Annotated in this window: 11 protein-coding genes; 3 read left to right on the forward strand and 8 right to left on the reverse strand. The window is 75.4% G+C overall.

The genetic code is table 11. The features are described from left to right. A partial coding sequence (locus ACSNOD_RS21595; RefSeq protein WP_436768650.1) for an AAA family ATPase occupies positions 1 to 568 on the reverse strand: 568 nt, incomplete at its 3' end. 1,224 nt (positions 569 to 1,792) lie between these two features. Between ACSNOD_RS21595 and ACSNOD_RS21600 the strand changes: the two genes are divergently transcribed. After that, positions 1,793 to 2,293 (forward strand): hypothetical protein, encoded by a 501-nt coding sequence (locus tag ACSNOD_RS21600; protein ID WP_436768660.1) that lies wholly within the window; start codon positions 1,793 to 1,795, stop codon positions 2,291 to 2,293. A gap of 57 nt (positions 2,294 to 2,350) precedes the next feature. Here ACSNOD_RS21600 and ACSNOD_RS21605 read toward each other — a convergent pair whose 3' ends face one another. The 7 genes from ACSNOD_RS21605 to ACSNOD_RS21635 all read right to left on the reverse strand — a co-directional run bounded on the left by ACSNOD_RS21605 (position 2,351) and on the right by ACSNOD_RS21635 (position 8,742). Then, positions 2,351 to 2,599: a hypothetical protein gene (locus tag ACSNOD_RS21605; protein ID WP_436768651.1), complete on the reverse strand. Its 249-nt coding sequence runs from the start codon at positions 2,597 to 2,599 to the stop codon at positions 2,351 to 2,353. Positions 2,600 to 2,770: 171 nt separating this feature from the next. Beyond that, complete coding sequence (locus ACSNOD_RS21610; RefSeq protein WP_436768652.1) at positions 2,771 to 3,997, reverse strand: sensor histidine kinase; 1,227 nt, start codon at positions 3,995 to 3,997, stop codon at positions 2,771 to 2,773. Further along, a complete protein-coding gene (locus tag ACSNOD_RS21615; RefSeq protein WP_436768653.1) occupies positions 3,994 to 5,799 on the reverse strand; it encodes a cation acetate symporter in 1,806 nt (601 codons plus the stop codon). The genes ACSNOD_RS21610 and ACSNOD_RS21615 overlap by 4 nt, the downstream gene beginning before the upstream one ends. 76 nt (positions 5,800 to 5,875) lie before the next feature. Next, positions 5,876 to 6,259, reverse strand: a complete 384-nt coding sequence (locus ACSNOD_RS21620) for a hypothetical protein (RefSeq protein ID WP_436768654.1) — start codon at positions 6,257 to 6,259, stop codon at positions 5,876 to 5,878. Positions 6,260 to 6,481: 222 nt separating this feature from the next. Beyond that, positions 6,482 to 7,285: a LytR/AlgR family response regulator transcription factor gene (locus tag ACSNOD_RS21625; RefSeq protein WP_436768655.1), complete on the reverse strand. Its 804-nt coding sequence runs from the start codon at positions 7,283 to 7,285 to the stop codon at positions 6,482 to 6,484. Between the two features lie 30 nt (positions 7,286 to 7,315). After that, a complete protein-coding gene (locus ACSNOD_RS21630) occupies positions 7,316 to 7,597 on the reverse strand; it encodes a zf-HC2 domain-containing protein (protein ID WP_436768656.1) in 282 nt (93 codons plus the stop codon). A 140-nt stretch (positions 7,598 to 7,737) separates the two neighbouring features. Further along, on the reverse strand, positions 7,738 to 8,742 hold the full coding sequence (locus tag ACSNOD_RS21635; RefSeq protein WP_436768657.1) for an SCO0930 family lipoprotein: 1,005 nt from the start codon (positions 8,740 to 8,742) through the stop codon (positions 7,738 to 7,740). A 188-nt stretch (positions 8,743 to 8,930) separates the two neighbouring features. Between ACSNOD_RS21635 and ACSNOD_RS21640 the strand changes: the two genes are divergently transcribed. Both ACSNOD_RS21640 and ACSNOD_RS21645 read left to right on the forward strand, forming a co-directional pair. Further along, positions 8,931 to 10,397 (forward strand): aminotransferase class I/II-fold pyridoxal phosphate-dependent enzyme, encoded by a 1,467-nt coding sequence (locus ACSNOD_RS21640; RefSeq protein ID WP_436768658.1) that lies wholly within the window; start codon positions 8,931 to 8,933, stop codon positions 10,395 to 10,397. A gap of 48 nt (positions 10,398 to 10,445) precedes the next feature. Next, positions 10,446 to 11,093 (forward strand): DUF6328 family protein, encoded by a 648-nt coding sequence (locus ACSNOD_RS21645; RefSeq protein ID WP_436768659.1) that lies wholly within the window; start codon positions 10,446 to 10,448, stop codon positions 11,091 to 11,093. Positions 11,094 to 11,278 lie beyond the last annotated feature (185 nt).

Here is an 11,278-nt window from a genome sequence, read left to right on the forward strand (position 1 = left end):
CTGGTCGGCTTCGTGCTCTACGAGGCGAAGGGCGCGCGCAACCCCCTGGTGCGGCTGGGGCGCCGGGTGGCGAGAGGCCGGTGGAGGCGCCGTTGGGTCTCGGCACGCCGGCGGTGGCTCTGTCGCCGCCCGCGGCGAGCCCGGTGGGCTGGATCGACTCGGTGGTCGGGGCGGGGCTGGCAGGGCGCTGGGCGGGCGCGGCAGCGGTTCCGGCCCGGGCCGCGCCGGGGGTGGCACCGTCGAGCACGGAGGCGCCGGCTCCGGCAGCGGTGCCCCCTCGGGGGCCGGCTCCCGCGGCGCCGCTCGCCGCCGCGCGCAGGCAGTTCAGGGCGGTCCGCAGGGGAAGATCCCGAGCCGCCTCCTCGGCGGCCCCGGTCAGCACCCGGAAGCCGAGCCGCCGGGCCCGCTCGACGCCCTCGGCCAGCAGCGCGGACTTGCCCGCGCCCGGCTCCCCGGTGATCAGCAGGCAGCCGCCGCGCCCGGCGGCCGCGGCTTCGAGCGCCGCGTGGAGCCGGGCCGCCGACTCCTGTCGACCGGCCCCTCGATCGGATTCCGCTGTGTGCTCCACGAATCCGTTCCCCAAGCGTCGGTGTGCCGTGGGTGCCCCGCGGAGCGCGCGGCGGCCGCGCGTCCGTCGATCTGCAGGGGAGGTTACTGACCGGGCTCGGGAAAGCGCCAGGGATCGTCGGCGGAACTCCGGGGTGACCGGGGCGGCCGGCACCGCGTGCCGGGCCGCGGTGGCGCCGGGCAGCGCCGCGCCACCGCTCAGGGCGGCGCTTCGCTGGGGACGGCCGTTCGTACCGCGGGCGGCGGACCGGAACGGACACCGGGCACGGGGGAGGTCCCGGTGTCCGTTCCCTCGGGGGTGGCCGGATGGCTCTTGGCGGAGCCGCGGGCCGGCCGGGGGCCGGATCGCGGCGGCTCACCCGGGAACACGGCGCCCCGCCGGGGTCGGTTCACACCCGCTTGCGCGGGCGAGCGCGGAGATCCGCGGCCAAGGCGGACCCGTGCCGCGGGCCGGGCCCGCGCACGCCGGCATGGTCGCCGCAGCCGCCCCGAAGACGGGCCAACGCGCCCCCGCCCAGGCGAGCCGCCCGCCGACGGCCTCGAACGGCGGGCGCCCGTACGACGTCAGCACGGCCCACGAAGCCCAGGACGACGGACACCCACAAAGCGCAGACCCTCGAACGCACACCGACATGGGCGCCAGCCGGTTCCGGCCGCCGAGCGCCGCAGCCACCCCGAAGACGGGTCAACGCGCCCTCGACCCCCGCCGAGGCGAGCCGCCCGCCACCAGCCCCGGGCCACCGCGCCGTACGACGCGGCGACGCGCCACTGTCGTGGCAAGCACGGGACGACGGACGCCCCCGAGGCACGGAACCTCCGACATACATCGGCATGGGCGCCGACCGCCGCAGCCGCCCCGAAGACGGGCCAACGCGCCCCGGCCCGTCGCCCAGACGAGCCGCTCGCCCACCGCCCCGGGCCGTCGCGCCCGTACGACGCGGCGGCGCGACCCCGTAGCGGTCCGCACGGACCGAACGCCCCGGCGGGCAGCCGCTGGCGGCTCTCGAGCGGGCGCCGACCCGCGCAGGACCGACAGGCGTCACGGTCCGGGGAGACCGGATTGAGCAGATGGCGGCTCCCCTGCGTGATGGAGGGTGAGGCGGCGCCGCGACCGGCGCGCCGGGCAGGGGCCGCGGACGACGAGGCGGTACGAGGCGAGCGGAGGCGAGGCGGTGTGAGGCCCGAGAGCGCACCGGGGGCCGGCGGCGGTGACCTGGCCGTGCCGATGGCGTGGATGTACGCCCAGTACGTCGCCGAGGAGTTGGTGAGCGGCGCCGGCCTGCTGCCGCCCGGCACCCTCGAGTACCGGGCGGGGCGCGACGCGCTGGCCCTGACCGTCTTCCTCGCCGAGGACGGCTCCCGGCTGTCGCACGCCGGGGTCGTCTCCCAGTTGGACCGCTGCCTGGACCTGACCGCGTACGACGAGCGCTGGCACGAGTGGTGCGCCGGCCGGCTGGCGACACTGGTCGAAGGCGGCGGCGGGAACGGGGACGGAGGCGCGGCGGGGAGCGCGGCCGACGGCCCGGACACCGGTCCCGACCCCGGGCTGCCCATGGCGCTCGCGGCGTGGCGGTGGCTGACGACCACGGAGCTGATGGCGGCCGACGCCGCCACGGACGGCCCCTGGCACTGCGCCGCGGTCGACGACCTCTGCGGTGAGGACCGGTGGATGCCGGCGTGGCGGCTGGGGCTGCCGCTGGCACACCTCGCCGTCCACCTCTTCTGAACCCCCGGCCGCCGCACCGAGACGCCCTCGGACCACGGAGCACTGAGCGCGTGCCGGTCAGGCGACCTGAGCCGCCGCCGACCGGGCCTTCAGGCGGCGGAACCCCGCGCAGATCTCACGGGCGGCCCGGTTGGCCCGCCGGTGAACCTCCTCCACGGGGAGCCCGAGCTCGGCCGCCGCCTGCTCCGGCGACCGCCGGAGCACGTGCAACTGCTGGACCACGGCCCGGTCCCGTACGTCCAGAGCGGTGAGGACATGGAGCAGGTCGCCCCGCGTGGGCGCCCGGTCCGGCTGACCGTTGTTCATCGCTGCCTCCCATGGGGACGGGATGCGGAGGGCTCTGTGCCCGCGCCGGGCTCTTGGCCCGTACTGAGGTCAACGTCCGTGAGCTCGCGGCTTCTCAACGAGCGTACGACCATGTGACGCGGCTCACATGACACAGCCTCGGGCCGTGGTCGTACGGACGGCGCTCGCGCCTCAACCGTACGGCGGCCGCTGCCGCCCCTCCGGCAGCGAGGGGTGAACACCCGCCCGGTACTTGGGAATCCGCACGTCGACCTTCATTCCGGCGCCCACCGCCGTCTCGATGACGAGCCCGTACTCGTCCCCGTAGACCTGGCGCAGCCGGTCGTCCACATTGCGCAGCCCGATCCCGGAGGAGGCCCCGCCCTCCCCGTCGAGAATGCCGCGCAGCCGCTCCGGCTCCATGCCGACCCCGTTGTCCTCGATCACCACCAGGGCCTCGGCGCCCGCGTCGCGGGCCGCGATGGTCACCCGGCCGCGGATCGCGGACTCCTCGAGGCCGTGCTTGACCGCGTTCTCCACCAGCGGCTGCAGACAGAGGAACGGCACGGCCACCGGGAGCACTTCGGGGGCGATCTGCAGCGTGACGTCCAGGCGGTCCCCGAAGCGGGCCCGCACGAGGGACAGATACTGCTCGATGGAGCGCAGTTCCTCGGCGAGGGTGGTGAACTCGCCGTGCCGGCGGAAGGAGTAGCGGGTGAAGTCGGCGAACTCCAGCAGCAGCTCACGGGCCCGCTCGGGGTCCGTTCTGACGAACGAGGCGATGGCGGCCAGCGAGTTGTAGATGAAGTGGGGGGAGATCTGGGCGCGCAGGGCGCGGATCTCCGCCTCGATCAACCGGGTGCGGGAGCGGTCGAACTCGGCGAGCTCCAGTTGCACCGACACCCAGCGGGCCAGTTCGCCGGCCGCGCGCACCAGGACGGCCGACTCCCGCGTGCCGTAGGCCACCAGCGCCCCGCGCACCTCGCGGTCGGCCGTCAGCGGGGCCACGACGGCCCAGCGCAGCGCGCAGCCGGGCGTCTCGCAGTCGAGGCGCAGCGCCCGGCCCCGGCCGGTCTCCAGGGCGTGGGCCACCTGGTCCATCACCGGCGCCCGGTGGTGGCCGCCGGCGCCGTCCCAGGCCAGTACGGAGTCCCGGTCGGTCAGACAGAGCGCGGGGGTGCCCAGCAGGGCGCGCAGCCGGCGGGCCGCCTTGCGGGCGGTGTCCTCGGTGAGCCCGGCGCGCAGCGAAGGCGCCGCGAGCGAGGCGGTGTGCAGGGTTTCGAAGGTGGCGCGCTCGACGGGGGTGCCGAGGTCGGAGCTGCCGCCGCGGCGGGCCCGCAGCCGGCCCAGGGCGATCCCGGCCCCGAACAGCAGCACCCCGCCGATCAGCAGCACCACGGCGGTGACGGCCCCGCTCATGCCTCCACCCCCGGGGAACCGGACGACGGGGAACCGGACGACCGAGGACCGGACGACCGAGGACCGGACGACCGGGGCGGCGGCGCCAGCCGCTCCGGCAGGTGCAGCCGCGCCATGATGGCGTCCGCGCCGGGCGGCACCCCGGCGCGGGTCGCCAGGGAGACCAGCACCATGGTGAGGAAGCCGACCGGCACGGACCACACGGCGGGCCAGGCCAGCAGGGCGTGTGCCCAGCCGGACGCCTCGTGGCCGGTCATCGTCCCCGCCATGGTGGCGGCGACCGCGGTGAGCGCCGACCCGCCGCCCAGGACGAGCCCGGCGATCGCGCCGGCCGGGGTCAGCCCCCGCCACCAGATGCCGAGCACCAGCAGCGGGCAGAACGACGAGGCGGACACGGCGAAGGCCAGCCCGACCGCGTCGGCCACCGGCAGGTCGTTGACGATCGCATTGGCCGCCGTCGGCACGCTCATGGCCAGGAGCGTCGCCAGCCGGAAGTGCCGCACGCCGAGCGAGGGCAGCACGTCCTGGGTGAGCACGCCGGCCACGGACATGGCCAGACCCGAGGCCGTCGACAGGAAGGCGGCGAAGGCGCCGCCCGCGAGCAGGGCGCCCAGCAGGTCCCCGGCCAGGCCGCCGAGCACCCGGCCGGGCAGCACCAGGACGGCGGCGTCCGCGTGGCCGGTGAGCGTCAGTTCGGGCGCGTAGATCCGGCCCAGGGCGCCGTAGACCGGGGGCAGCAGATAGAAGGTGCCGATGAGGCCGAGCACCACCAGCGTGGTGCGGCGGGCGGCGTGCCCGTCGGGGCTGGTGTAGAAGCGGACCACGACGTGCGGCAGTCCCATGGTGCCGAGGAAGGTGGCGAGGATCAGCCCGTACGTGGCGTACAGGGAGTGCTCCTCGCGCCGGCTGTCCGGCGGTTCGGCCCAGCCGGGGGCCCGGTCGTCGGGGCCGCGCCCCGTGCGCTCCGGCACGCGCTCGCCGGCCGCGAAGCGCAGCGTGGTGCCGGCCTCGATCCGGTGCGTCCCGGCGGCGAACCGGACCGGCTCGCCGGTGTGGCGGTGGCCGTCGACGGTGCCGTGCACGGTGGCGCTGAGCGGCTCGGCGAACCGGAGCCCGACCCCGGTGTCGATCCGCACCGCCGTCCGCTCCCGGAAGGCGGGCGGCTCGTCGTACACCGCCCGCGGCCGGGAGTCCGCCTGCCAGGCGGCGACCAGAAAGAGCGCCGGCACCAGCAGGGCGACCAGTTTCAGCCAGTACTGGAACGCCTGGACGAAGGTGATGCTGCGCATGCCGCCGGCTGCCACGGCGGCCGTCACCACCACGGCCACCAGCAGCCCCCCGAGCCAGCGGGGCGAGCCGGTGAGGATCTCCAGGGTCAGGCCCGCGCCCTGGAGCTGCGGCAGGAGATAGAGCCAGCCGATGCCGACGACCAGGACACTGGCGAGCCGGCGCACCCGTTTCGACTCCAGCCGGGCCTCGGCGAAGTCGGGCAGGGTGTACGCGCCGGAGCGGCGCAGCGGGGCGGCGACGAAGAGCAGCAGCACGAGGTGGCCCGCGGTGTAGCCGACGGAGTACCAGAGCATGTCGGGGCCCTGGAGCAGGACCAGCCCGGCGATGCCCAGGAAGGAGGCGGCCGAGAGGTACTCGCCGCTGATCGCCGCGGCGTTCAGGCCGGGCGGGACGCTGCGGGAGGCGACGTAGAAGTCGGAGGTGGTGCGGGAGATCCGCAGGCCGAGGGCGCCGATGAGGACGGTGGCCAGGACGACGACGGCGACGGCCGTCATCGCGTACGCCTGGTTCACCGCACGGAGCCGCGGGGGCGCGGGGGCCGCGCGGTGCGGGGCGTCGCGCGGGGGGCGGCTGCCGGGGCCACCACGGTCAGCGGTCCTCGACGAGGCCGGTGAAGTCCCGCTCGTTGCGCTCGACGCGCCGCACGTAGCGCAGGGCGATGAGGACGAGCACGGGGGGCACGGCCACGCCCAGCACGACCCAGACGACCAGGCGGGCCGGCGGCCAGCCGCCGTGGCCGCCGTCCGGCAGCACGGCGAAGACCAGCGGCAGGGTGCCCACGAGCCCGGCGGGCGCCGCCGCGCCCATCAGGGCCGCGCGCAGCTGACCGCGTATCAGGGAGCGCGGACAGGCGCCGCCGAGCGACGTCCGCTCCTCGACCTCGCGGCGCGCCGGGGCGTGGCCGGCGGTGCGGCGCGAGGCGCGCGGGGTGCCGGTGACCACCTGCCGGCGGGGCACTGGTTCAGCGGCCATGGCGTCCCCCCGCCTCGTCGCGCGCTCGGATGGTCAGGTGGCGGTCAGATGGTGGTCAGGTGTTCGGGGCACGGAGTGTACGCAGCGCTCATCGGCGGGGACAGAGGGTGCGGGGGCGATTGGCGCGATCCGCGCGGCGCCGCCGCCGCTTTTCGGACGCATCGAACGGCTCCGGCAGGACGGCCTGTTCGGGCCGTGCGGGCGCTGGGGCGCCGCCTCCCCTCAGCCCTTCGCCTGCCGCATCAGCAGATCTCTGAGCTCCCTGGCGTGCCGACGGCTGACCTGGAGCACCGCGTCACCCACCCGCACGCTCGTGCTGCCGGCGTCCAGCCGCAGTTCGTCGATGCGGGCCAGCGCCACGAGATGGCGGCGGTGGATGCGGACGAACCCTCGGTCCCGCCAGCGCTCCTCGAGCGTGGACAGCGGAACGCGCACCAGATGGCTGCCGGACCCGGTGTGCAGCCGCGCGTAGTCGCCCTGGGCCTCGACATGGGTGATCTGGTCGATCGCCACGAAGCGGGTGACGCCGCCGAGTTCCACGGGGATGTGGCCCGTGCCCGGGTCGCGGCCGGGGCCGGGCGTGGGCCCCGGGTCGCGGCCGGGGCCGGGCGTGGGCCGGCGCGCCTCGCGCCCCGCCTCCACCTGCGCGGCGACCCGCCGCACCGCCTCCGCCAGCCGCTCGCGGCGCACCGGCTTGAGGACGTAGTCGACGGCCTTGAGGTCGAACGCCCGGACGGCGAAGCCCTCGTGGGCCGTGACGAAGACGATCAGCGGGGGCTCGGCGAAGCCGGCGAGCAGCCGGGCCATGTCCAGGCCGGTGAGGCCCGGCATATGGATGTCGAGGAAGACGACGTCGATCGCGCCGTCGCCGTCCGGTCCGGTCTCCAGCGCGTGACCGATCCGGCGCAGCGCCTGCGTGGCGTCCCCCGCGCCCTCCGCCCGCGCCACCCGCGGGTCGGCGCGCAGCAGATAGAGCAGTTCGCCGAGGGCGGGTTCCTCGTCGTCGACCGCGAGTACGCGCAACATGGGGCCGGAGTGTAGGCGCGGGCCCGCCGTTCAGTCCTCATCGGTTTCCGCCGGACCGTCCCCGGTCGACTCCCCCGCCCGCCGGCCGTCGGGCGCGTGCGGGGGCGCCGCCAGCCCCTCCAGGAGGTCCTCCTCGGTGAACAGCGCCAGCAGGGACGGCGCCTCGGCCATGTCGAGGTACTCGGCGCCGCACGTGTCGCAGTACTGCAGATGCGCGGCGACCCGCCGGTCCTCCGCGCCGCTCAGCGCGCCGAGGACGTACGCCCCCAGGAACGTGCGGACATGCGGTCCCTCGCCGGGCGGCACGGACATCAGGACCCCGATTCTCCCTCTGGCACGGGCTCATTCTGCGCACGGCCGGGCGCGCCGACAACCACGGCGACCCGCCGGAAACGCCGCTCCGCCCCTGCCCGGTCGGTACGGCAGAGGCGGAGCCGAGCGGTGCGGCCGGGTCAGCGCTTGGGCGCGCCGACGAGCTTGCCCTGCGGCGACACGGCGTACCAGGAGCCGCCGACACCCTGCCCATTGGTGTCACCGGCCTTCGTGTCGCCGGAGAACCGATACAGCGGCCAGCAGTCGATGGTCTGCTGCTTGAGGCCGTCGGGGCGGTTGAAGGGGATGAGCAGCTTGGCGTCGACGTTCTGCGCCTTGGCCTTGTCCACGGGCTCGGCCACCGGCCACTTCTCCAGGCACTCCCCGGTGCACGCGGACTTCATCGGCCAGGCCGAGTCCTTGGTGAAGCGGTAGAGGGTGCGGCCTTCGGCGTCGACCAGGATCTCGCCGAGCTTGGGGTCGTTGCGCGTGGTCAGCGAGGCCTGCTTGCCGTCGCCCGCGCCAGCGTCACCCGCGTCGCCCCCTTCGCCCCCGTCGCCCGCGCCGGCGTCACCGGCTCCGCCACCGGCCGCGGGGGCGGCCTTCTTGCCGTCGGGGGCCGAGGCGAACCACGTGCCGCCCACGCCCTGCCCATTGGTGTCACCGGCCTTGGTGTCCTTGGCGTAGCGGTAGATCGGCCAGCCGCCCACGGTGAGCTGTTTGGAGCCGTCGGGGCGGGCGACCTCGCCCAGCAACGCGGCGTCGATGCCGGCGGTGGCCGTCGCGTCGGCGGCCGGCACGGGCGGCCAGGCCTTGGCGCAGTCGCCGTCGCAGGTGGTCTTCGGCGGCTTGGCGGTGTCCTTGTCGAAGCGGTAGAGCGTGAAGCCGGCACTGTCGGTGAGCACGCGCCCCAGCTTCTGGTTGTCCGCGACCTTGAGCGCGCCGGCCGGCCGGGCACCCGCCACGCCATCGGTCTGCGTGTCGGTGCCCGAGCCGTAGTCGTAGCCGCCGCCCTTGGCCGGGTTGGCGTTCCCGGCGGGCTTGGCCGTGTAGGCCCCCTTGTCGCCGCCCTCCGTGCCGCACGCCGCCGTGAGCATGATGGCCGCCGCCGTCACCGCGATCGAGGCGCTCTGCCACTTCCGCATGTCCACTCCTGGTGTCCGCTTCCCGTCGGCGCGGGTGTGCGCCTCTGACGGGTCTATGTACGGACGGTGGTGGCGCGTTCGTTCAATGGCGCGGAAAGATTTCCGGGCCGCGGCCCGCGGCGGTCCGAATGGCCGGATTTCATCCCGCGGAACGCGGGAACGCGTCCTGCATGGACGACACACGAGCTATGGACCACGCACGAGCCCCGGTACTGGAAGCCCTCGTCAGCTATCACGAGCGGGGGGAGATCCCCTTCTCGCCGCCCGGCCACAAGCAGGCGCGGGGAGCCGACCCCGAGGTCAGGCGCGTGTTGGGGGACGCCGTGTTCCTCTCCGACGTGCTGGCCACCGGTGGTCTGGACGACCGCCGGACGTCCGAGCGGGTGCTGGAGCGCGCCGAACGGCTGATGGCCGACGCCGTCCACGCCGATCACACCTTCTTCTCCACCTGTGGCAGTTCCCTGTCGGTCAAGGCGGCCATGCTCTCGGTCGCCGGGCCGCACGAGAAGCTGCTGGTGGGCCGGGACGCGCACAAGTCGGTCGTCTCCGGCCTGATCGTCTCGGGCGTGCGCCCGGTGTGGGTCGAGCCCCAGTGGGACGCCGAGCGGCACCTCGCGCATCCGCCGTCGGCCGCGTCGTACGAACGGGCGTTCGAGGAGCACCCCGACGCGCGGGGCGCCCTGGTGACCAGCCCCACCCCGTACGGGAGCTGCGCGGACCTGGCCGCGATCGCCGACCTGTGCCACCGCCGCGGTGTGCCACTGATCGTGGACGAGGCGTGGGGCGCCCATCTGCCCTTCCACCCCGACCTGCCCGCCTGGGCGATGGACGCGGGCGCCGATGTCTGTGTCACCAGCATTCACAAGATGGGGAGCGGCCTCGAACAGGGGTCGGTCTTCCACCTCCAGGGCGATCTGGTCGACGCGGCCAAGCTCAAGTCCCGCGCCGATCTGCTGGGCACCACCAGCCCCCTCGTCCTCCTCTACGCCGGTCTCGACGGCTGGCGCCGCCAGATGGCCCTGCACGGGCAGGACCTGCTCGGCGGGGCGCTCAAGCTGGCCCGCGAGGTCCGTACGGAGATCGAGACCCTCGACGGGCTGCACGTCAACGACCGGGCCGACTTCGTGGGGCCCGATCGCGCCGCCGATCTCGATCCGCTGCCCGTCGTCATCGACATCTCCGCGCTCGGCACCACCGGCTACCGCGCCGGTGACTGGATGCGCCGCGAGCACCATCTCGACCTGCACCTCGTCGACCACCGCCGGATCAGCGCCCAGATCACCCACGCCGACGACGAGTCCACCGTCTCGGCCCTGATGACCGGGCTGCGCGACCTCGTCGACCGCGCCCACGAGCTGCGGCCGGCCCCCGGGGTGACGGTGCCCCCGCCGGCGGAGCTGCGGCTGGAGCAGCGCTGTCTGCCGCGGGACGCCTATTTCGGCCGGGTCGAGGATGTGCCGCGCGAGCGCGCCGCGGGGCGGGTCGTCGCGGAGATGCTCACGCCCTACCCGCCGGGGATTCCCGCCGCCCTGCCCGGCGAGCGGCTGAACGAGCCGGTGCTGCGCTATCTCGCCGAGGGCGTCGCGGCCGGCATGAACGTGCCGGACGCCGCCGACCCCGAGCTGCGCACCGTGCGCGTGCTCGCGGAGGACTGAGCGCGGGCGGCGAGAGGCCGCATCGAGCGAACGGGAACGAGGCGCGGGATGCCGTACAGCAGATTCGGCTCCGCCGGGGGCGACCCGCCCCCGGGCGGCGGGGGCGGCGGTCCGGGCCGGGGCGAGACCCGCGAGGAGCGGGCCGACCGGCTCTGGGCCGAACTCCTCCAGGAGGTGCGGGTCGCCCAGACCGGGGTGCAGATCCTGCTCGCGTTCCTGCTCAGCGTCGCCTTCACCCCGCGCTTCGCGGAGCTGGACCGGTTCGACCGCGGCATCTACCTCACCACGATCATGCTGGGGGCCGCGGCGACCGGGGCGTTGATCGCCCCGGTCTCCTTCCACCGGCTGGTCACCGGGCACCGGCTGAAGCCGGAGACGGTGGCCATGGCCTCCCGGTTCACCATGGCCGGGCTGGTCCTGCTGCTGGGCACGGTGGTGACCGCGCTGCTGCTGATCACGCGGATGGTCACCGATCACGACCTGGCGGTGTGGCTGGTCGCGGCCGTGCTCCTCTGGTTCGTGGGCTGCTGGTTCGTGCCGCCGGCGTGGCTTCGGCACCGCTCCCGGCGCTCCGGCGGCGATCCCGGCGGCGGTTCCGGTGGCGACTCCGACTCCCGGTCCGGCACCGGCGGCGGTTCCGGTTCCGGCGGCGATTCCGGCACCGGCACCGGCGGCGGCACCGAGCGCCGCGGCTGACCGCCGGCAGGGGTGGCCGCGGCCCGCGGTCGGCCGGTCCGGCCGGCCGGTGCTCGACACACGACGGACCCCGGCCGGAGGCCGGGGTCCGTTCGTGCGCCGGTCGCCGGGCCGGGCCGGTGCCTCAGCCGTCGGTGGCGCGGCCCCACGGCTGGGGCTGCGGGTCCGGGCCGGGCCCGCAGCCC

Origin of the sequence: Streptomyces sp. URMC 123 (assembly GCF_051386515.1) — a bacterium.
In the GTDB taxonomy this organism is placed as follows: Bacteria; Actinomycetota; Actinomycetes; order Streptomycetales; family Streptomycetaceae; genus Streptomyces.